Source organism: Treponema sp. (assembly GCF_052169735.1).
In the GTDB taxonomy this organism is placed as follows: Bacteria; Spirochaetota; Spirochaetia; order Treponematales; family Treponemataceae; genus Treponema.
Window position 1 is genome coordinate 47368 of the sequence record NZ_JBQNBW010000002.1, and the last position, 22174, is coordinate 69541.

The 22174-nt window shown below is 43.4% G+C and carries 20 protein-coding genes; 14 read left to right on the forward strand and 6 right to left on the reverse strand.

Annotation, left to right across the window (positions count from 1 at the left end):
* Positions 1-3: 3 nt before the first annotated feature.
* The 6 genes from ACTTJ8_RS00800 (at position 4) to ACTTJ8_RS00825 (ending at position 6968) form a co-directional block, all read left to right on the forward strand.
* The gene (locus ACTTJ8_RS00800) at positions 4-549 is read left to right on the forward strand and encodes a hypothetical protein (protein WP_442720061.1); all 546 of its coding nucleotides are present in this window, start codon (positions 4-6) and stop codon (positions 547-549) included.
* Entirely contained in the window at positions 546-2339 is a 1794-nt protein-coding gene (locus ACTTJ8_RS00805; protein WP_442720062.1) for a V-type ATP synthase subunit A, read from the forward strand. The genes ACTTJ8_RS00800 and ACTTJ8_RS00805 overlap by 4 nt, the downstream gene beginning before the upstream one ends.
* Entirely contained in the window at positions 2320-3639 is a 1320-nt protein-coding gene (locus tag ACTTJ8_RS00810; RefSeq protein ID WP_442720063.1) for a V-type ATP synthase subunit B, read from the forward strand. The genes ACTTJ8_RS00805 and ACTTJ8_RS00810 overlap by 20 nt, the downstream gene beginning before the upstream one ends.
* A gap of 31 nt (positions 3640-3670) precedes the next feature.
* Complete coding sequence (locus ACTTJ8_RS00815; RefSeq protein WP_162664304.1) at positions 3671-4288, forward strand: V-type ATP synthase subunit D; 618 nt, start codon at positions 3671-3673, stop codon at positions 4286-4288.
* On the forward strand, positions 4285-6255 hold the full coding sequence (locus ACTTJ8_RS00820) for a V-type ATP synthase subunit I (protein ID WP_442720064.1): 1971 nt from the start codon (positions 4285-4287) through the stop codon (positions 6253-6255). Before ACTTJ8_RS00815 ends, ACTTJ8_RS00820 begins: the two co-directional genes overlap by 4 nt.
* Positions 6256-6545: 290 nt before the next feature.
* Positions 6546-6968: a V-type ATP synthase subunit K gene (locus ACTTJ8_RS00825; RefSeq protein ID WP_442720065.1), complete on the forward strand. Its 423-nt coding sequence runs from the start codon at positions 6546-6548 to the stop codon at positions 6966-6968.
* A 722-nt stretch (positions 6969-7690) separates the two neighbouring features.
* Here ACTTJ8_RS00825 and ACTTJ8_RS00830 read toward each other — a convergent pair.
* The 5 genes from ACTTJ8_RS00830 to ACTTJ8_RS00850 form a co-directional block, all read right to left on the reverse strand.
* A complete protein-coding gene (locus ACTTJ8_RS00830; RefSeq protein ID WP_442720066.1) occupies positions 7691-8710 on the reverse strand; it encodes a hypothetical protein in 1020 nt (339 codons plus the stop codon).
* Positions 8711-8731: 21 nt separating this feature from the next.
* Positions 8732-9670 carry a hypothetical protein gene (locus ACTTJ8_RS00835; RefSeq protein WP_442718427.1) on the reverse strand — a complete coding sequence of 313 codons (939 nt, stop codon included), beginning with the start codon at positions 9668-9670 and terminating at the stop codon, positions 8732-8734.
* Between the two features lie 63 nt (positions 9671-9733).
* Positions 9734-11230 (reverse strand): CsgG/HfaB family protein, encoded by a 1497-nt coding sequence (locus tag ACTTJ8_RS00840; RefSeq protein WP_442715942.1) that lies wholly within the window; start codon positions 11228-11230, stop codon positions 9734-9736.
* 235 nt (positions 11231-11465) lie between these two features.
* Complete coding sequence (locus ACTTJ8_RS00845) at positions 11466-11756, reverse strand: hypothetical protein (protein ID WP_442718428.1); 291 nt, start codon at positions 11754-11756, stop codon at positions 11466-11468.
* A gap of 175 nt (positions 11757-11931) precedes the next feature.
* Positions 11932-12972, reverse strand: a complete 1041-nt coding sequence (locus tag ACTTJ8_RS00850; protein ID WP_442718429.1) for a DUF2628 domain-containing protein — start codon at positions 12970-12972, stop codon at positions 11932-11934.
* Between the two features lie 416 nt (positions 12973-13388).
* Between ACTTJ8_RS00850 and trxB the strand changes: the two genes are divergently transcribed.
* From trxB to ACTTJ8_RS00885, 7 genes are all read left to right on the forward strand, one after another.
* Complete coding sequence (gene trxB / locus ACTTJ8_RS00855; protein ID WP_442715945.1) at positions 13389-14342, forward strand: thioredoxin-disulfide reductase; 954 nt, start codon at positions 13389-13391, stop codon at positions 14340-14342.
* A 72-nt stretch (positions 14343-14414) separates the two neighbouring features.
* Positions 14415-14732 carry a thioredoxin TrxA gene (trxA, locus tag ACTTJ8_RS00860; RefSeq protein ID WP_442715946.1) on the forward strand — a complete coding sequence of 106 codons (318 nt, stop codon included), beginning with the start codon at positions 14415-14417 and terminating at the stop codon, positions 14730-14732.
* 70 nt (positions 14733-14802) lie between these two features.
* Positions 14803-15276: a glycine/sarcosine/betaine reductase complex selenoprotein A gene (gene grdA / locus ACTTJ8_RS00865; protein WP_442715947.1), complete on the forward strand. Its 474-nt coding sequence runs from the start codon at positions 14803-14805 to the stop codon at positions 15274-15276.
* Between the two features lie 232 nt (positions 15277-15508).
* Positions 15509-17917 carry a chemotaxis protein CheW gene (locus tag ACTTJ8_RS00870; protein WP_442715948.1) on the forward strand — a complete coding sequence of 803 codons (2409 nt, stop codon included), beginning with the start codon at positions 15509-15511 and terminating at the stop codon, positions 17915-17917.
* Between the two features lie 17 nt (positions 17918-17934).
* Entirely contained in the window at positions 17935-19269 is a 1335-nt protein-coding gene (locus ACTTJ8_RS00875) for a CheR family methyltransferase (RefSeq protein ID WP_442715949.1), read from the forward strand.
* Between the two features lie 166 nt (positions 19270-19435).
* Positions 19436-19900 (forward strand): chemotaxis protein CheX, encoded by a 465-nt coding sequence (locus ACTTJ8_RS00880; protein WP_442720067.1) that lies wholly within the window; start codon positions 19436-19438, stop codon positions 19898-19900.
* A gap of 12 nt (positions 19901-19912) precedes the next feature.
* Positions 19913-20350: a response regulator gene (locus tag ACTTJ8_RS00885; RefSeq protein ID WP_442715951.1), complete on the forward strand. Its 438-nt coding sequence runs from the start codon at positions 19913-19915 to the stop codon at positions 20348-20350.
* Positions 20351-20470: 120 nt separating this feature from the next.
* On the opposite strand, the gene ACTTJ8_RS00890 is transcribed toward ACTTJ8_RS00885, so the two are convergent.
* Complete coding sequence (locus ACTTJ8_RS00890) at positions 20471-21049, reverse strand: helix-turn-helix domain-containing protein (protein WP_442720068.1); 579 nt, start codon at positions 21047-21049, stop codon at positions 20471-20473.
* A 196-nt stretch (positions 21050-21245) separates the two neighbouring features.
* On the opposite strand from ACTTJ8_RS00890, the gene ACTTJ8_RS00895 reads away from it, so the two are divergent.
* On the forward strand, positions 21246-22112 hold the full coding sequence (locus ACTTJ8_RS00895; RefSeq protein WP_442715953.1) for a GerMN domain-containing protein: 867 nt from the start codon (positions 21246-21248) through the stop codon (positions 22110-22112).
* Positions 22113-22174: the final 62 nt, after the last annotated feature.

Genomic DNA, 22174 nt, shown 5'->3' on the forward strand with positions numbered 1-22174 from the left:
GGAGTGGCTTCATACTATTATTTGATGGCTCAGCTGCCGTCAATTATGCCGCACACCGACCCGCCGCTGTCTTACGCGCAATTTAAAGAGCTTGCCCTGCGGTTTTTAACTGAAAAAGATGCTGCCGTGCTGGAATCTTTAACGCTCGTTCCGCCCCGCGAGGCTGTCCATACGGCTTCTGCTGTGGTGAACGAATGGTATGCGTTTGAACAGGAACTGCGGTTTGCGCTTGAACAAATGCGCGCTGCAAAGCTGAAACGGGATGAGCGGATTGCTCAAGCAGAAACACCTGCTTCCGCCTTTGATATCGGCGCTATTGTGCGCGGGGTTTCCAACATCGATGACCCCTTAGCGGCGGAACGGTATTTGCTGAATGCGCGGCTTGCGGCAGCAGATCAGCTGCGGAAACTGCATTTCTTTGACAGCGAAGCGGTTTTCGGCTATGGAATTGTATTACTGTTGAGCGAACGGGCTTCAAAATTTAAGATGGAAACCGGCCGCACAGAATATCACTCAATTTATACACAAATTCTCGGAGAAAAGATATGAGAGGAACGAAAGGAAAGGTAGTCGGTATTAACGGGAATATGGTCAGCGTTGAGTTTGACGGTCTGGTTACGTTAAACGAAGTTGGCTACGTCCATATCGGCGACACCAAATTGAAGAGCGAGATCATCCGTATACGCGGCTCCGTTGCTCAGATGCAGGTATTCGAAATTACCAAGGGTATCCGCGTCGGTGATGAAGTTGAGTTTACCGGCGATCTCTTGTCGGTTGAACTTGGGCCGGGACTGCTCGGCAGAGTGTATGACGGTTTGCAGAACCCGCTCCCCGACCTTGCAGAAAAGGCGGGCTACTTTTTGGAGCGCGGTATCTATTTGAATGCGCTTCCTACCGAGGCACAGTGGGATTTTACGCCGGTTGCACAGGTCGGCGATACGCTTGTGCGCGGCGATGTGCTGGGAACCGTGCCGGAGGGGAATTTTACCCACCGGATTATGCTTCCCTTCGGTATGTACGGCACATACACGCTTTCTTCCATTAAACCGGCAGGGCAATACACCGTACACGAAACCATTGCGGAAGTAACCGACGAGCGCGGTAAAAAGTATCTGCTTACGATGAGCTTCCGTTGGCCGGTAAAGCGTGCGATTGACTGCTATGCCGAACGGCTCAAGCCCTCAGAAACGCTTGTTACCAAAATCCGCACCGTAGATACCTTCTTCCCGGTAGCAAAGGGCGGTACCTACTGTATTCCGGGGCCGTTCGGCGCTGGTAAAACCGTTTTACAGCACGCAACCAGCCGTAACGCAGAGGTTGATATCGTTATCATCGCCGCCTGCGGTGAGCGCGCCGGTGAAGTTGTAGAAACCTTAAAAGAATTCCCTGAATTAACCGACCCCCGCACGGGACGCACCCTGATGGAGCGGACGGTTATCATTTGTAATACATCGTCGATGCCGGTTGCGGCGCGCGAGGCTTCGGTTTATACCGGCGTTACCCTTGCCGAATACTACCGCCAGATGGGGCTTGACGTTCTGCTCCTTGCAGACTCCACCAGCCGCTGGGCGCAGGCTTTGCGCGAAATGTCCGGACGCTTGGAAGAAATCCCCGGTGAAGAAGCTTTCCCCGCCTATTTGGAATCCTACATTGCAGCGTTCTATGAGCGCGCCGGTATTGTCCGCTTAAAGGACGGCAGCAAAGGCTCCGTAACAATCGGCGGTACGGTTTCCCCCGCAGGCGGTAACTTTGAAGAGCCGGTTACGCAGGCAACGCTCAAAGTTGTCGGCGCATTCCACGGTCTTTCCCGCGAACGCTCCGATGCCCGTAAATATCCTGCCATCCACCCGCTCGATTCATGGTCAAAATACCCAAGCGTACTCGGCACGGCTCAGGTAGAATACGGCAGAGGAATGCTCCGCCGCGGTACCGAGGTCGAACAGATGATGAAGGTTGTCGGTGAAGAAGGTACCAGTATGGAAGACTTTATCGTCTACTTGAAGGGCGACTTCCTTGACGCGGTTTATTTACAGCAAAACTCCTTCGATAAGGTTGACGATGCCGTTTCCGTAGAGCGTCAGCGCTATATTTACAAACTGATCCTGCGCATATTGGGCTCTCAATTCTCCTTTAACACCAAGGATGAAGCCCGCGCATACTTTAACAAGCTGCGCCAGTCCTTTATCGACTATAACTATTCGCCGTGGGAATCGCCGGAATTTAAGAAGCACGAAGCGGCAATTACCGGGGCGCTTTCCGATAAAGCAACAGGGCTTGATGAAAAAGCGGCAAAACTCATAAAAGAAGCGGAGGCACATCATGAAGAAAGTGTACAGTAAGATTGAATCCATTAACGGTTCGGTTATAACCGTCAAGGCTGAAGATGTGTCCTACGGGGAGCTTGCGCAGGTACAGACAAGCTTTGGCTCCTCGCTTGCACAGGTTAATAAGCTGGACGGTGATCTTGTTTCGCTACAGGTATTTGCAGGCGGACGCGGTGTTTCCACCGGTGATGAAGTACGCTTCCTCGGTCGGGAAATGCAGGTAAGCTTTTCCGATGACTTACTCGGACGTATCTTTAACGGTTCAGGTGAGCCGCGCGACCAAGGCCCGATGCTCAAGGATAATATGGTAGAAATCGGCGGTCCGTCCGTAAACCCGTCCAAGCGTATTATGGCGAAGCGGATGATCAGAACCGGTATTCCGATGATCGACGTATTCAATACCCTCGTGGTTTCCCAGAAGCTGCCGATTTTCTCAAGCTCCGGTGAACCCTACAACGAACTGCTTGCACGTATCGCAATGCAGGCTGAGGTTGATGTCATCGTACTCGGCGGTATGGGACTTAAATACGACGACTACCTCTATTTTAAGGACACGCTGGAAGAAGCAGGCGCGCTGAGCCGCACGGTGATGTTCGTACACACCGCCGCCGACCCGACGGTAGAATGTTTGATGATCCCCGATATGTGTCTTGCAGTCGGTGAACAATTTGCACTCAAAGGCAAGGATGTCCTCGTTCTTTTAACCGATATGACCAACTTCGCTGACGCGATGAAGGAAATCGCCATTATACAGGAGCAGGTTCCGTCAAACCGCGGTTATCCCGGCGACCTTTACAGCCAGCTTGCCGCCCGCTACGAAAAGGCGGTTGACTTTGACGATGCAGGTTCGGTTACCGTTCTTGCCGTTACCACCATGCCCGGCGACGACGTAACGCACCCCGTTCCCGATAACACCGGATATATCACCGAAGGTCAGTTCTATCTTAAACACGGACGCATCGAACCGTTTGGAAGTCTTTCCCGTCTCAAGCAGAACGTCAACGGCAAGACCCGTGAAGATCACCGTGCCCTTATGGACAATATGATCAAGCTCTATGCTTCCTACAAGGACACGCTTGAGAAAAAGTCGATGGGCTTTATGATGAGTGAATGGGACGGCAAGCTGCTGAAATACGGTGAGCTTTTTGAATCCCGCATGATGGATTTGTCGGTAAACATTCCGCTTGAGGAAGCGCTCGATAACGGATGGAAGATTCTTTCGTCCTGCTTTACTCCTGAGGAAACCGGTATTAAGTCCGATTTGATTAAAACCTTCTGGCCCAAGGATGCGCAGAACAATCCCTCCGCGGATTAATGCGTTTCCTTCTCTATTATAAGGAATAGCGATGGCTATTAAACTGACGAAAAACGAGCTGAAAAATCAAAAAGAATCGCTTAAGATGTTCCAGCGGTACTTGCCGACGCTTCAGCTTAAAAAACAGCAGCTGCAAACCGAGATCCGCACGATTGAGACGCATGCAAAAGAGGTTCGGCTGAACCGAGACGCGCTGCACAAGGAGTTTGAGCAGTGGATTGCCGTCTTCGGTGAAGCGGGAGTCTTTACGCCTGAAATCCTCAAGGTGAAAGAAGTGCGTACCTCGACGGGAAATATTGCCGGTGTTTCGATACCGGTATTTTCCGGGGCGGACTTTGAACGCAGCAGCTACGATCTTTTTACAACGCCGCTCTGGCTCGATATTGCTTGCGACCGGATGGAGCGAGTTTTATCGCTCGATCTTGAAGCCCAAATCCTCGATGAACAGGTAGCTCGGCTCAACAACGAACTGCGTACCACAACGCAGCGGGTCAACTTGTTTGAAAAGGTAAAGATACCGGAAACAAAGCGGAACATCAAGAAGATTTCCGTGTATCTGGGAGATCAGCAGGTAGCGGCGGTTGTACGCGGGAAAATTTCCAAGAAAAACTTGGAAAAGAACGCTCCTGATGAGGAGGAAACAGCATGATTTTACCGATGAAAAAACTGACGCTCCTTGTGCTGGATTCTCAGAAAAAGGCAGCGTTAAAAACACTGCGGAACTTCGGTGCGGTGCATATCGAAAAGGAAGCCGCTTCAAGCGATACCTTGACGGAATTGCAGAACACATACACGAGAGTTCAGCAAGCGGAAGCACTGATTACCGAATCGCAGCCGAAAAAAGCTGAAAAAACAAAGACTGAACCGCTCACATTGAACCGGAATGACTTATTGCAGGCAGTTGACGAAATTCTTGAGCTTAAAGACCAAGAATCAAATACACGGGCTGCAATCAATAAGCTAACCGGCGACATCGAAGCATACAGTTCTTGGGGTGATTTTGATCCCGAAGATATACGCAGCTTTGAAGAAAACAGCATCTATTTGACGATAGGCGAACTTCCGGAAAAGTCGTATGCGACACTGCCTGAAACCATTAAAACGGTGCGGCTTGCAGGCGGCAAAAAAACAGTCCGCTTTGCGATAGTGTCCGAAACCATTGATGTGCCGGTTGATCTGCCCTCCGATTTTAACCCGCTTATTCTACCGGATATGCGGCTGTCGGCAATGCATACCAAAAGAGAACAGCTGCAAAAACAGCTGCCCTCATTCAAAGCAAAGATTGGAGCACGGACTGAACTGCTTGCGCCGTTAAAGGCGGAAGCAAAAAAACTTGCAAAAGAGATTGAGTTTGAAACCGTCCGTGCCGGTATGGAAGTCATTCCGCTTGAGGAAGATACGGCGGCTGCTTCCAGTACCGATAGCTCGGTAACGCTTGCCGCATCCGGCAGTGCAGCTACTGCGGCGGTCGGTTCCGGTAATGCTGCAAACGGCACTGCCGGGACTGCCTCAAAAGAGCCGATACGGCTTGCACGGCTTTCCGGTTATATCCTTGCTGAAAAACAAGCGGATTTTGCAGGGCTTGCAAAGGCAAACGGCTGGGCATTTATTGCCGATGATCCGGCTGAAGAAGATGCCGTCCCGACTGCAATGCGGCATAACCGGTTTGTACAGCTGCTTACCCCGCTGACGGACTTCCTCGGTACCGTGCCGGGCTACCGCGAACCCGATATTTCGCTGTGGTTCCTGCTCTTTTTCGGTATCTTCTTTGCGATGATTTTTGGGGACGCAGGCTACGGCGGCATCCTCGTGATCTTGTCGCTCATCGGAATCGGCAAAGCAAAAGCGAAGGAGCAGCCCGCTCCGCTCGCCATGCAGATGTTCCTCTACCTCGGTGTCCTCACCGTTATTTGGGGAACGGCAACCTGCAACTGGTTCGGCATCTCGGTGGATTACATCCCCGCATGGCTGAAAAACCTCTCCGTACCGGCTATCTCGAACGCAACCGAAGAGAGCATCAGAAATGCCAACTTGATGCAGTTCTGCTTTACACTCGGTCTCATTCAGCTGACAATCGGGCATATCATTTCGATTGTGCGGAATATCCGTTCTCCGCAGATACTGGGACATGTCGGCTCCATTGCAATGCTCTGCGGTATGTATGTCGTGGTACTCAGTCTTGTTGTCAGCGCCGAGCGGTATCAGATTAACCAACCGGTAATGATTGCGGTAGGCGGCGGCTTTGCGCTTAACTTTATTTTTTCTAATTATCAAACCGGTATCGGGCAGAGTATCGTGGACAGCCTTAAAAATATCATCACGATGTTCTTAGGGGTGGTAAACGTCTTTGCCGATATTATGAGTTATATCCGTCTTTGGGCAGTCGGGCTTGCAGGTTCTGCAATCAGCGCGACAGTCAACCAAATGGCGGGGCCGGCACTCGGCAGCTTCCTCATCTTTTTGGGTGTGCTGCTGTTATTCTTCGGACACGGTTTAAACTATATTATGAACGTACTTTCGGTTATCGTACACGGAGTGCGGCTTAATACGTTAGAGTTTTCAAACCATGTCGGGTTAACGTGGGCAGGGTTCAAATACGAACCTTTTGCAGAATAAGGGTTCTAAAACGAGGAGCTTTTAAAAAGCTGACGTTCTTAGAAGATGTGATAAAACGCCGGTACGTCAGGATCGGCGGATAGAAAGCGGTAACGCTAACATTTCTTATTTCATACGCGGGAGCGGTGAGATAGATCGAGTAAATTAAGCCTGTTCGGAAACTTCCGTTTCAGAACAGGTTACCTTAAAATGCGATGTTCAAAATCGTGCTATCTGTGCGATTTTGAACTCGTCGACCAGTTCGACAACGAAGTTATCGAACTGGTCTAGTATAAACTTGGAGGACTTCAATGAGTTTTGGTATGTTTGGTGCAGCAGCTGCACTCGGTATTTCAGCATTCGGATCGGCATTAGGGCTTGCTATCGCAGGACAGGGCACAATCGGAGCATGGAAGCGGTGTTATTTGAATAATAAACCGGCTCCCTTCATCCTCCTCGCATTTGCAGGCGCCCCGCTCACGCAGACTATCTACGGCTTCTTGCTGATGAATAAAATGATCCCGTCAGTAAAAGATCCGTGGTTCTTGTTAGGCGTCGGTATTGCATGCGGTCTCGGTATTGCAGCTTCCGCTATTGCACAGGGCAAGGCTGCTGCTGCAGGTTCAGATGCGCTGGCGGAAACCGGTAAAGGTTTCGGTCAGTACATTACTGTTGTCGGTCTTTGCGAAACCGTCGCGTTGTTCGTTATGGTTTTCGGACTGATTAACTGCTAATCGTGCGGTGATAAAAAACGGATTTCGGCTGGTGCCGGAATCCGTTTTTTCGTTTTAGAATAACACCCTTACAGCCCTTCGGAACGCTTACTCGTGCCAGCATACTATTCATACACCGACGAGCAGTGTCAGATCGCAAGAACGGTAATGATCCGTTCATCATCCTTGATGAAACATACGATACTGATAAAGCCATCAAATAGAATTAAAAAATCTTGTTTTTTACCAATTATAATACAAGCGTAAAAGCGCTAAAAACAAACTCAACTTAGTTCAGCTTATAAGATATATTTTTTGCAAATATTTTTCTGTGTGCTGAACTGTATTACTTATTTCGATACATTGCCGCATAACCTAACAAGAATAGCTATAGTAGATATTGGTACAAATCATGTATTCTTGTTATCCAATGCATTTATAGATAACAAGTGAAGGATAATACATAAAAACGATATACGGTGTTTTGTATAAAATTATTGTCTAACTATCTCTGAATATGAACGTATCGAGGTGTGATAGCGTGTAAAATCACTCAATGCAGTTCCCATTACAGCGATTAGCAAATGAGAATTGATTGTATTATCGAATTGATAAAGCTGCAAGTAGGGGATATTTTTCCTAACTTGCAGCTTATAGAAAATATGATTTTTAAAATACTCACTGTTATCGTTTACTTTCTAAAGTTTCCAAACAGGTTTACTCTTTCCATCACACCCGTAGCATTAATATATAACAGATAAAGCTGTCTCCATGGCATCAAGCCAGTTTTCATCGGCAGGGGTAATAGTTGCGGCAGCTTGTAATGCCTTATTGCCGGAAAGATAGGCTGTTGTTTCAGCCTCAGCACGCGCTTGCGTTTGTTTCGTCTTGGCGTCAGCCGCAATTTTTGTGCGTTCCGTTTTTCCTTCTTGTGAAATTTTTATTAATTCTTGCTGAGCTGCAGCTTTTTGTTTTTCAGGAGCAAGTTTTACTTGCGCATCCATCATTTTACGGCTGTATTCAAGCTCTTGCTGCTTTTCTTGTTGACTCATTACGGTCGGGTGCCGGGCATCATCCATCATTGTTTTAACCATATCCCGGACATCTTTTTCATCAGGCGTTAAATCTTCCGGCAATTCTCCCAGCACGCTCTTGAGATATTTTGCGGTTGTCCGAGCCCATGTTTGCGCCGGTATCACATATATTTGATACAGTACAACCTTATGTGTCATTTTACCCGTTACGGCATCTTCTTCATCGACGTTTTGCCAAAACTCCGCTTTATTTTCGTGTCCCGTAATTTCAACATTCGACTGCGTTTGCGTTACTTCTTCAATGGCTTGTTTGGTTGTATCAGTCATACTACCGGAACGGGCTTTTTCGGCAGCATACACATTGATGGACTGCTGAAGTTCTCTTGCTACAATACGCGCATAATTAGCGTTAGCGCGCATTTGCGCCGCGCGGACATCCGCTCCGTATCCAACGGAGAGTTTAAATACATCGCCGTCAATGCCAAAGTGCGTTTTTGCTTTCGTAAAATTTCCGCATACAGCTGAGCCAAGCCACTCAGGAATAGCCTCCGTTCCAACCGTTCTGCCCGCCCAATCTCGAACATACGTTTTATTCGCTGCAACTTTTACTCCGGATGTATCGGAGGGCGTGGACGATTGTCCAGCTGACATGGATGGTGCGGATGCACAACTGCCGAAAAACACCAACAGAGCGATAACGCCTGTTGTCATCAAAATGGTTCTTTTCATTTTTCTTCTCCTATAATTTAATTATTTTGCCGTCTGTTTCAGTGCGGACGGTAAAGAGTTTCGTAATTCAGTTATGACGGCATGAAACATACGCTGCTTTGCCGCAGATTCCATACTAGCTCCAATACGGCTCAATGTTTTGCTATACGAAAAGAGCGGTGTTCGTTGATTTTCAAAAATAGTAATGCTGATGGATGGGATGAAAAATATACCCGCAGGTAATTCTTTTTTATTCTCCGTAAGATCAAGCGCGCATATATAACGCGCTGCCTCTTGATTGGCTGTAACGGAAAATCCTAAGTCAGCTAATATTTCCTGCACTGCAGCGGTTATCTGCGATTGGTTATCGCCTATGCAGTGCACTGCAATAACATGCTCCGCTTGAGCCTTTTTCAGCATGCTCGGTAAACTATTAAGGCTATCTTGGACATCAGCGAACATATCGATACTTTCAGGATACAGCGCGTATGCAAATTCCAATACCGAAAGTAAATGAGAGGACTGCGCCGCTTCCTGCGCTTGCAGCAAAAACAACGCGTGTCTAAAATCACTATTTTGTTGGTTCCCCATAGCATATAACCCCGAAAATGCTTCAGCAGCTTGCTGTACTTTGGGAGCATATATCTGCCATGCTTCTTGGCGATTAATATAGGCAATTACTTCATAGTTTTTTTGCTCTTTGTTGAATCGCGCTTTTGTGTACCGCACCGCAAAGAGCGTTGTATCCGATAATATGCGTGTTACGTCTTCCAATCTGCTTTTTGAGTCATGGTCTGTAACTAAGGTTTTTTCCGCAGTATTCACACTGATACGTGAAGAAAAATAACGGGATACCCCAGCAAGCGCATTGTGTTCTGCTGAAACGGCATCCTGTCCGTAGCCTCGCACGGCAATATAAGCAGAGGAAGAAAATAGCATTTGCGCAAATGACGCTTCGGATACTGTACTGTTTCGAACCATCGGGGCGGAAGCGCAGGAAAAAAATAAGACAACAATACAGCACGCTAACAGTATATGTTTCATCTATTCTACCGAGTTAAGATACGATTCCCATTCTTGAAGCGAAAGGATTGGAAGCGGCTTGTTATCTTTCGGTTTATCTTTCGTAAAACCAATAAAGTCAATAATAAAATCAATGATGCGAACACTAAGCGGCTCTATAAACTTATCATTAATGGGAATACTGCTAAATGCAACCGTACGAAAATGCTCATCATTAAAAAGCCGAAACTGAGGGGGAACCGCTTCGTTTTTATATCGCAGCTTTCTATTATACCAATAGGTACTCCCCCATGAAAAGTCATCAGTGGTTAATAATTCGCCGTATTTATTATATATACCGATTTTAATATAATAGTCCGTTACGCCGTTAAATGTATAAACTTGAGATATCCAATTGTTATCCCGATTGCTCTTTATCTTTTCCCATTCTTCTGCAATCGTATTATAGAGTACTAACACTTTTCTATTGGGAACTAATTTGATACCCTTTTCCCATTTTACCGTAACATGATTACCGCTACTGCTTACTTGCGTCTGCATTTTTATCGGATCAAAATCATATACAAGAATAGGATAGTTGTAGTTCATATAATTTTTTACATCTTCCCATATCTTGTTCCACTTATTAATCTGAGTTTTGTAATATGCGGCCTGTTCACGGATATTTGTTGGGGGAGAGATTGAAAGCATAGCGGAAATAACTGTATTCGCTTCGTTATTCCCCCCTTCGGAAGCATCCGTTAAAAAAGACAGAGCAGTGATAAAATCTCCTTCTTTTTCGGCAGCCATCCCTTGTGCAAGTCTTTGCGTTGCATTGATAGCCGATCGGTTGTTAGTTAAATGCGCTATTTGCGTTTTCGTCAGCGTAATATCAAGGCCTTTTAACAATGTTATCACTGCATCCTTTACGGCGTTTCCGTTTTCTATATCGCTCATGCCGTATTGCCCATCAAAAGAAGCCTTTATTTCATTTGTCGTTATGTCATTCACCCGGAAACTTAACGCATAGCGGGTCGGCAGTTTTTGTATCGAACCGGTTAATACATATTCGGCATTGGTCATCTGTCCGAATGCAGCGGCATTATCGGCAGAGTAATAGCCGCTTTCACTCAGTTTTTGCTCCGCAATAACGACAGCTTCGTTTTTCCGATCTAAGACTGTCATACCGGAAAAGGAGGCAAAATGACCGGTAAGGGTATCCTGTAAAAACTGCGGCATCCAAGCATCGCTTGCAGTTGATTTTTGAAATTGAGGAGCTGGAATCGCAACTGCTTTTCCCGAATACTGTGTTTTCTGCGCTTCCGGTTCAGCTTGCCGCGTTTTATTGGCAATGAAAGGATCTTTAATCATCTGAAGTTGAAAATCCTTATCGTTTTTTGATGAATCGGTTTGCTCTCTTTGTTTAGGATTTTCATCCGAAACAGAAGCCGCATCAAATAAAAAACAACTATTACACATAAATAATAGCAGTAAAACCAGAAAGGAGAGGCTGCGCCCATCCTTCAACTTATGAAACATAAAAAATCCTCCGTTTTGTAATTCTTTTAGTTTTTTAGTCTATGCTTGTTCCTTAAACATTGGTAAGTTTACCTGCTAGAGGCATAACAAAATCGGATAGAACATCGAATCCGAATAATCCCATAGTAAAAAGATGTATTAAAAATAAGTATGAAAGAATAAATCATCATGGTTGTATCAGTGAATATAATCACATTGTCTTATATCTTCAGTCATATACAACCGTCTTAGTATGTCATTGTAAACTTGCAACATGATCAACTATTTTTGCAACCCGCTTCTTTTGCTCTTCAGTCATTTCATCTTTGTGCTCTTCTAATGTAGCCATCACAGTGTACACAGGTTCAAAAAGTTCTTCTAATGTATCTTGATCATTTGCTTTATATGCTTTTTCATATTTGTCAGCATATTTTTCTAGTAATTGAATATTTTTATCAATTAAACTTTTAGTTGAACATCCTACGCAACCTACTACCAATGCTATTAGCAATACCATTGCAATACCGATAGAAAGTTTTTTCTTCATAAATTAACTCCTCTACATTGAATTTTAGACTGAAATAAATAGTCCAGATCGATTCCGCACAAACATTTGTATACTAGTACTTGTTTGCCGATCTGTCGTTCTTTCAGCCTGATTAGTTTTGCTTTTAGAAATAATATAATTTGCTAAAAGCAAAACTATAAGATTTGCTTTTTTTCTAATTACCAAAGCAGCTTTTGAAGACAAAAACTACGATAGCAATAACTACTATCAATCCAATCACACCGATAATGAACGATGTAATTTTGTTAGTTCCGCCTGCATTTTGTAATATTTCAATTTTCTTTTCTTCTGATAAATTCTCATCTTTAAAACTTCTCACTATTCCGCTGTATTTTCTATATAACAAAAATGGATTTAGCATTCCGCTTGCTATCCAATATGCAATCGTTAATGGCCAAACAAAGCCGCCGACTACTACAGCAATAATAAAGGATATTAAAGACTCTATATAAAGACGCCTGTGTAATAAATGTATCCAATTAAAGAAAAACGATACCCATGACCAATGTACAGCAAATTGATCTTTTCCATTTATATTATACTTTACAAAGGCTTTTTTATAATAAAGACAAGTGTCATTATCAGATTTTGCATCGCCATCTTTTCCCAAGATAAATGCTTCTATATATTTCGAATTTAATAAGTCTGATGTTTCTTGATTTTGATGACCTTTATCAGATACAAATAAATGTACGGTTTCTTTTGAGATACTAATCAATATAGCAAAAAAAGCTTGTATTTTTTCTAATAGAGACTCCTCTTCCGCCTCATCCATAACGGGATTCTTGATAAGCCATAATTGCAGCTCTGAATACTTACTACTGTTTAAATTTGTGTTTTTTAATGTTACCGTATATTTTAATAGATGCTTAGTAACTTTTGCTTCATATTCTGCAAATTCCATGTACGATAAAGAAACTTTACCTTTTGCTGATCCGTCAATCTGCATATTTGCATCATGAATATATATCCCATGATCAGTTATTAATAGTCCTTCTTTTCCTTTAAACTCTGTGTCTTTTTCAAAAAAGGCATATATTTGCGCATTTTCAGGTAGATTTACTTTTTTTCGAATGACTGATAAATCTAATTTATCTATTTCCTTGATAAATACGTTAGGAATATTCAATCTTTCTATGTTTTCTAAATGCGGTTTTATTGCCGATAAGAATTTTTCCTTGTTTACCGTTTCCATTAAGTTTCTCCTCTACATTGAAGTTTAGACTGAAAGAAATAGTCCAGACCAGTTCCGCACAAACATTTGTATACCAGCGCTTGCTTGTCGATCTGCCATCCTTTCACCATATCGTAAAAATCAGAATATTTGCCGGTTGGTAATATCCACGACTTTCTTCCATTATACCCCCCCCCCCCCCCCCTATTAGTTTGTCAAGCGCTATTTTTAAAATTTTTGCATTTTCATCTGTTTAAATCGTTCTTTATCTGAAAAAGCTTGGAAGAAAAAGACGTGTATCTTTTGAAGTGAAGTCTGATCCATTTTTTTGTTTAAACCTTTTGGCTGCTGTACAGGGAGTTCCCTCTCTTTTGCATGAAAAGCATCTAGCCAAAAGGAGTCTTTTGTGGTATCTTTTATCTTATATGGAGGCGTATATGCGCGAAGTATATGATTTGATAATTGTAGGCGGCGGTCCTGCTGGAATGGCTGCGGGTATTTATGCTGCGCGGTCTAAGTTGAAGACTGTTGTCTTAGAACAAAAACGAAATACTGGCGGTCAGTGCTATATTACTGAAGAAATTGAAAACTATCCCGGCTTCCCTGAGGCAACAGGGCCTTCATTGAGTGAAGCGTTCCATAAACATGCTGAAAAGTTCGGTGTTGTGTTTGTAACAACCGGTGCGGAACAGCTCGAAAAATGCAGTGATGGTATTCATTATGTTGTGCGCGGTACCAACGGTACGGAGTATGAAGGGCTTGCTGTGGTGATTGCAACCGGTGCCGGCGCAAGAACCTTGGGCTGCACGGGTGAAAAAGAGTTTGGCGGGAAAGGCGTTTCATACTGCGCAACCTGCGATGGTGCTTTCTTTGAAGAATGTGAAATTGCCGTTGTCGGCGGCGGTGATGCTGCTGTTGAAGAGGCAATGTATTTAACAAAATTTGCCGATAAGGTAACGATTATTCATCGCCGTGATGAACTCCGTGCAGCAAAGTCTATTCAAGAGAAGGCTTTTGCTAATCCTAAAATGGCGTTTAAGTGGAATGCTGTAGTTGATGAAGTGTGCGGCGACGGACTTGTTAATAATCTTAAACTGCGGGACACTAAAACGGGTGAGGTTTCCGATTTCAAAACTGAGGGGTTGTTTATTTTTATTGGGCATGATCCTCAGACGGAGTTGGTAAAAGATATTGTAAAACTTGATGAAGCAGGCTATATTATCACAAATGGTCGTATGGAAACCAATGTGCCCGGAATTTATGCAGCGGGTGATGTAATTCAGAAAGAATCTCGGCAAGTAGTGACTGCCGCTGCGGATGGAGCATTGGCTGGAATCTGGGCTGGAAATTATATCGATGATATAAAGGCTCGCCAGAATATGACAAAATAAATAAAAGGGTGTTTCCATAAAAACTTTGCTTTTTATGGAAGGCTTTTGTCTGTATTGTTAGGAGGTCGTGAAATGGTTGAATTAACAAAAGAGTCATTTGAGCAAGAAGTTCATGGTTCAAAAGGTGTTACACTGGTTGATTTCTGGTCGCAGTCGTGTGTGCCGTGCAAACAGTTGATGCCCGATGTACACGCAATGGCGGAGCGGTATGAAGGAAAAGTAAAGTTCTGCTCTTTTGATATTGGGCTTGGGCGCCGTGTTGCAATGAAAGAGCAAGTGCTCGGTCTGCCGTCGATTCTTATCTATATTGATGGAGAAAAAAAAGAGCATTTGACCGGTGAAGGGTTGAATGCAAAGCAAATTGAGGATACTTTAGCAAAGTATCTTTAATGGTTTTGTATCAATAGTTATAAAATATCGGGGATATGTCCCTTGATATAATTTCCTTGGAGGGATTGCTATGGAATTAAAAGGCAAAAAGGTCATCATTATTGGTGACCGCGACGGCATTCCCGGGGAAGCCATCAAGCTATGCGCTGAAACAGCAGGGGCTGAAGTTGTTTATGCGGCAACCGAATGCTTCGTCTGAACAAGCGCAGGCGCAATGGACTTGGAAAACCAAAAGCGGGTTAAAGATTTAGCTGAAAAATACGGCTGTGAGAATACAGTAGTTCTTCTCGGCGGTGCGGAAGCAGAATCTTCAGGTCTTGCCTGTGAAACCGTGACAAACGGTGACCCCACTTTTGCAGGTCCGTTGGCAGGAGTCTCGTTGGGACTTTTGTGTTATCATGTGGTTGAACCGGAGATTAAAAACCAAATAGATCCTAAGGTCTATGAAGAACAAATCAGTATGATGGAAATGGTTCTTGATGTTGATGCAATTATTGCAGAAGTAAAAGAATACCGTGACCAATATTGTAAGTTTTTAAAGTAGAGAATTGAGGTCTGTTAAAAATGCGCCGATGAAACTTCATGTTGCATCGGCGTGTTTTGTCTTATGATCTCAATTTATGTATGTATTGTTTGTAAATATAAAAATGTTGCTCACAAGGGCTAATCGGTTTATTGGTGCCCGTTTATGCGGGTAGCTATAATTCACTATAATTCTGTTAAAATTCGTATTAGAGACCCTTGACTAATCTCAAAAAGCAATTAGAATTATTGCTATGAGTGATTATCTGGACATCAATAATGAAGAGTTATTGAAAGACTTTTTTAGTGAAGCTGAACAGCAGGTAGAACAGCTGGAAAGCAATATCCTTGTTATTGAACAGGATCCTACCAATAAAGAAGCTATAGACGAAATCTTCCGTGCAGCGCATACCTTGAAAGGTGGTTCTGCTACTGTTGAAATGAGTGAATTATCCGGTTTCACTCATGCAGTAGAAGATTTGCTGGATGCTATTCGGTCGAATCAGGTTACAGTTACAGAAGAAACCATTGACCTGTTACTGCATTCTTTGGATATAATTAAAGATATGCTTGCGGCACGATCCAATGGAGAAGTATATAGTCAAGATGTATCTGCAACGGTAACAAAGTTGCGGTCATATATCCCTGAGAAGAAAGATGGTAAGAAGAAGACTCCGCCGCAAGCGGCTAAGCCTGTGCCTGTTCAGCCTAAGGTTCAAGCGGCTCCTGTGCATGATGAGAATGCGGTTGATCCCGCTTCCTTGCTTTCTGAATATGAAATTCTTGAGCTGCGTGAAGCAGTGCCACAGGGTAATAAGGTGTATGCTATCCGTGTACATTTTGATGAAAGCAGTTTGATGAATACAGTCGGGGGGATTCAGGTGTTTGCGGCTCTTAAACAGGATGCCGTTGTATTAAAGACGATTCCTGAGTTTGATGTGCTTTATGAAGATGAATTTCATCCTGAAGTTCTCTATTATGTTGCTTCTTCCTCAAGTGAAAGTAATCTGCTTGCTATTGCAAATATTCCTGACGTAACGCTTAATGCTTCTATCGACGAGCTAACCTTTAGCGCTGAAGGCAGTGCTTCAAAAACAGCTGCTCCCGCTCCCGCTGCACCGCCACAGGAGGTAAAGCCCGTAGTAGCTGCTTCTGCTCCAGAAGTCGAATCAAAGGCTGAAGCTCCTCATACGGAAGCGGCAGCTCCTGCTGCAGATGCTAATCATCAAAAACGACCCGCGGGTGCTGCAGGAAATGCAAGTCATTCATCAGGTTCTGTATTGCGTGTTGATGCAAAGCGTATTGATTATCTGCTGAACTTAGTCAGTGAAACTGTTATTACCAAAGCATCTCTCAATCAAAGCGCTATGGAGTTTAACGAGCTGTATGCTCTATTCCAAACTGCTAATGGCGAATATAAAGACCGCCTGCGAAAACTGCTTGATAAGTTCCCCTCTTACATGGAAAAAATGCAGCAGGGTTCTGATCTTAATACGATTAAGAAGGACCTTGCAGCCGATTATGCCGGAATGTTTGAGCTATTTGGTCAGTTTGAAACATCCATGAAGTATTCGGTTACTAAGTTCCGCTCTTCAGCACAGAATCTTGGCAGAATATCAGGAGAATTGCAGGAAGGCGTTATGAAAATCCGCATGGTTCCCATCAGTCAGATTTTCAGCCGCTTCCCGCGTGTTGTGCGTGATCTTTCCCGTACATTAAATAAGAACATTCAGCTGGTTATTGAAGGTGAAGATACCGAACTTGATAAGTCTGTTGTTGAAGATTTGCTCGATCCTATTATGCACTGTGTGCGTAATTCTATGGATCATGGTATTGAAACACCGGAAGAGCGAAAACAGCTTGGTAAATCGGAACAAGGAACGCTCTTACTGCGGGCAAGCAATGAAGGCAATATGATTGTCATTGAAGTTGTTGATGACGGTAAGGGAATTGATGTTGAGGCGGTAAAAGCAAAGGCTGTTGAACGCGGTCTTTTGCATCCGGGTAAAAATCTTACCGATGTTGAAGCATACCAGCTCATTTTTGCACCGGGTTTTTCTACTTCAAAAACTATCTCCAGTGTTTCCGGACGGGGTGTCGGTCTAGACGTTGTAAAAACACATATTGAAAAATTGAACGGAACGGTTACGGTTATTTCGGAGCGAAATCGCGGTACCCGCTTTACCATTAAGCTGCCGCTGACATTAGCGATTATTCAAGGGCTGCTGATCCGTGTCGGTGAAGAAGTGTATTCTATTCCGATTACGTCGGTTATCGAAAGTCACCGTGTTCGCAGTGAAGAAATTAACCGAATTGACAGCTACGAGGTCTTCAATGTGCGTAATGAAGTTATCAGCTTGCTTCGTTTGAACAGACTTTTTGGTGTTCCTTCTGTGGAAAAAGGCGATGACGGACATCACTATATCGTTATTGTTGGTACGGCAGAAAAGAAGGTCGGTTTAATGGTTGATAGTCTTATCGGTGAAGAAGATGTTGTTATCAAGCCATTGAAAGACCAGTTTACAAATTCACCGGGAATTGCAGGAGCATCAATTTTAGGAGATGGTTCTGTCTCATTGATTATTGATGTGGGGCAGCTTCTTGATTTGGGTCTCAAGCAGGAAATGCATGCTCGCGAACGGCGGGAAGCCTCCATTTGGTAAAAAGGAGATCGAAAGACATGGAAAGAACCGAAGTAGAGACAAATGTCAATGAAGAAGTGCAGGAAGATTACATCCGGGAGCACACTTCTGTTGTAGATTTTAAGATGATAACCTTTTCGCTTGCAGAAAAAGATTATGCAATTGATATTATGAAGGTAAAAGAGATTGCAAAAGCAAATAATTTTACCTACGTACCCAATACGGCTCCTTTTGTGCTTGGTGTGCATAATCTCCGCGGTGATATTATTCCGATCATAGATTTGCGTATTTTCTTTAATATACCGGTTAAACAGCGTGCAAAAGATACTATCGAAAGTATGGTTATTATCAATGTTGATGATCAAACTTTCGGCATTGTTGTTGACCGTATTGATAAGGTTGTCGGTATTTCTAAAAATACCATTCAGCCTCCGCATCCGATTTTCGGTGACATAAATATCAAATATATTTATGGTGTTGTTGAAAATGCAGGACAGCTTTATATTTTATTGGATGTAGATAGAATATTTGCTGCTCGAAATGCTCAAGCAAAAGAGGAAGCCTCCGAAGCAGCTGCTCCTGTTGAAGCCCCAGCTGCGAAACCTGCTGCTGCAGAGGTTTCACAGTCGAATGATGCTCTCGATATCCGCTTTATTAGTGATACGCTTGCTGCTCTTGGTAAGTTCTATGCTTCGCCGATCAATGCTGCTTGGGTAGAGAAACGGTATTATGAATGGCGGGATATGCGTGTTGCTTCCGATATTCAAATCCAATCGGAGGAGCAAGCGCGGGAATTCTTAAATACTTTCCTTTCGCCTGATTCTCAAAGGTTCTGGTCTGATGCATATATGAATGCTGTGCTTTCGGCGCTTCCTGATAGCGATGGTAAGGTTATTACGGTATGGAATGTCGGCTGCGGCTCCGGGTATGAGACATATAGCTTTGCTGTGTTGTTAAAGCAGAAGTACCCGCGGGCAACTATCCGGGTTTATGCGAATGATGCCGATCTTTTGGCTATTTCCAATGCACCGATGCTCACGGTACCGGAAGATCAAGTGATCAATCGTTTTAAGCAGTATCTGGTCAAAGGTGTAAACAATTCATACAGTTTTAATCAAGAAATAAAAGACATGATACTTTTTGAGTATCATGACTGTCTGCATCAGAATACTGTACCAGATGTTGATATTATCCTTTCTCGTGATGTGTTATCCTTTATTAAACCAGATAAACAGGGTATATTGTTAGAAGAATTTAGGGATAAGCTAAAAACGACCGGTATTGTTATCCTTGGTGCAAATGAAATGATGCCTAAACAAAGCGGATGGCTTAGGCAGGCAATGGGAGATATAACTACTTTCTCACGGGAGTAGCTTGTAGCTGATAGTTGGAAGCCTTTTGGCTTTCAGCTGTTTATAAAACAGAGGGCTGACTACTGTGTTTCAATGGTGGTCATGCGCAGTTTGAACAAAACTGTAAACGGACCTCGTACCGTAACGGATATTATTGTTCGTTTAATTTTTTCGGAAGGAGATTTTGATGCGTGTAGAGTATATCAATCCGTTTAGCGAAGCTGCCTATAATATCTTGGTGCAAGTACTTGGTGGCGAAGTTAAACGCGGCGACTTGTATTTAAAATCGACTTGTGTGCCTGTTATGGGTGTCGCTGCGATTGTTGGTTTAGCTGGTGACGTTGAAGGACGTGTTATTTTCGATATGACTTCAGAAACAGCCTTGAAAATTGCATCTGTGATGAATCAAGAAGAGTTTACCGAATTCGATGAACTTGGACGTGCAACTATCACTGAGCTCGCAAATCTTATTACAGCACAAGCTGTAACAAAACTGCATGATCTTGGTTTTAAATTCGATCTAACGCCTCCTGCTCTAGTTACCGGTGATAATATGTCAATATCCAGTAGCGATATTGAGGCATTGATTGTACCGATGGAAACAGCGCAGGGAAAAATTGAAATTAACGTTGCTATTCGCGACAGAGCATAAAAGGAGTAGGCTATGATTTCTAAGCAAGATTTTCCATCTATTAATGAGCGTGCCCCTGGCGGTGTACGGGCAGATGGATCGGCGTATAAGGTATTGGTTGTTGATGATTCTATTTTCGTTTCCAAGCAAATCGGTCAAATCCTAACCAGTGAAGGCTATGAAGTAATTGCTACTGCCGGAGACGGGTTTGAGGGTGTTGAAAAGTACAAAGAATTATGTCCCAATGTCGATCTTGTTACGATGGATATTACCATGCCTAAGATGGATGGTATCACTGCTCTCGAGCAGATAATGGCTTTTGATAAAAATGCAAAAGTAGTTATGATCAGTGCTCTTGGTAAAGAGGAGCTGGTAAAGAAGTCGTTACTGTTGGGTGCAAAGAACTATATTGTAAAGCCGCTTGATCGTAAAAAGGTTCTTGAGCGCATTGCAGCAGTACTTTCAAAGTAGTACTCTTGTTTTTAATCTTACTATACAAGCAGTCAGTAGTCAGTAGATGATTATTTTTACTGCGCTGTATAGTAAGATGATATACCTGCGTATCCGGACTTATGCTGTTTTAGCACTGTTTTATTTCAGTTGATAAATCAGCCGATAGGTATGATCATTGCAAGATATAATGTATTTCTTGCCAAGAATGCTGTTTAATTTATTCCGTAAGCGGTATATTTGTACTTGGACGTAGTTACTGGCGTTTTTCATTTTTTCTGCATCTAGTAATCTAATCATTTCTTCTATTGTAATTCCTTCTTTTTTTTCTATAAGCTGCGTTATGAGTATTCGCTGTTTTTGTGTAAAAAGATGCATTACTGATTCTATTGCTGTATCGTTTTTTTGATCGGTACTGTCAGGAAGAAGGCGTTTCTCTTCAATTTTAGCTGCATGTTTCGCTTTCTTTTTTTTACGCTTTTTGAGATGTTTTTTTATTGCTTTGAAGAGCTGCTTGTCTTCTGCTGTCGTAAACGGAAAGTAAAGATACTCTTCGACATAGTGAATGCTAAAGTCAAACATATCTTCCGTTTCGACATATACGATTACAATGAGTTCAAGCCCCAAACGGTATAAAACATCTTCGATATTAAGGTTATAGTGCTGTACTAATGTTTGTTCCACAATCACTATTTTTAATGACGGTTTTTCAATTTTCATTAAGAAATCTCTTAGCTGGTAGACTGCTTTAACCTGTATGTTCTTATTTTCAAGATACCGTTTGAGGCATTTATTTCTTTGTAGGTCTTGGTCATATAACAGTACTCGCATACTTGCATTTTAGGTTAAATATACTGTGCAGTCAAGGCTGACGCCTACTTGCATAGCGTCTCCAAAGTGTCGTATGATGCCGGTTATGGCACTGCATGCAAAAAGTAAGATGCCGTTCGGCTGCTTGTTTTGGGTGATATTTGTTTTATTAATAGTAGGGTTGTTCTACTTAAACCGGGAAACAATTTCATTTGTTCTTGATAAAACGAATGCAAAAAGTATTTTTCTGAAAAAAAAGGAACTAAAACCTGAACAGACAGAGCTTGTTCAAGAAATGCCTCTTATTCCGGTACAGACTGATAAAGAATCGGAATCCGGTGATGGAATCGCAGCAAATACAATAGTAGGTAATGAAGGGCAAAATCTTTCCGAGGATGATGTACAGCATGTGCAGGGCATCAGAGAGGGAAGGGGGAATGCAGAACAGGGAATGCAGGTACCGGCAGAGAGCGCTGCGCCAATTCTTCAGAAGGAAAAAGCTTCAGTGCAGCGGGCAGATCAGGAGCTTTCTATTAGTGATACTCAAACTAATGTCCGGAAGACTGCCCTTTATTGGGTAAGGGTGGATGCAGACGGTAAGTTAAGCCGGCAAAGGGTTATTAGGGTGTTGCTGAAATCAGATATGCCTATGAGCGATGCTCTGACTGCCTTGTTTGCCGCCCCCGCTATGGAAGAAGCAAAACAAGGTCTGCGTACCTTGATTCCTCCCGATACAAAATTGCGTTCTGCATGGGTGAAGGATGGGGTTGCTTTTATCAATGTGAGTGAAGAATTTCAATTTAATCAATATGGCATTGAAGGTGCACTTGCACAGCTTTCTCAGGTGGTGTTTACGGCTACGGAGTTTACAACGGTTAAATCAGTGCAATTCCTTATTGAAGGACAGAAAAAAGAATATCTCGGGGCAGAGGGAGTTTGGATCGGTTCTCCGCTTTCACGCACTTCGTTTTAAAAAGTTGTTCCTTAAAATGCAACCGTTGAACAAAATATCAATTTTGGAAACTGTTGCATTGA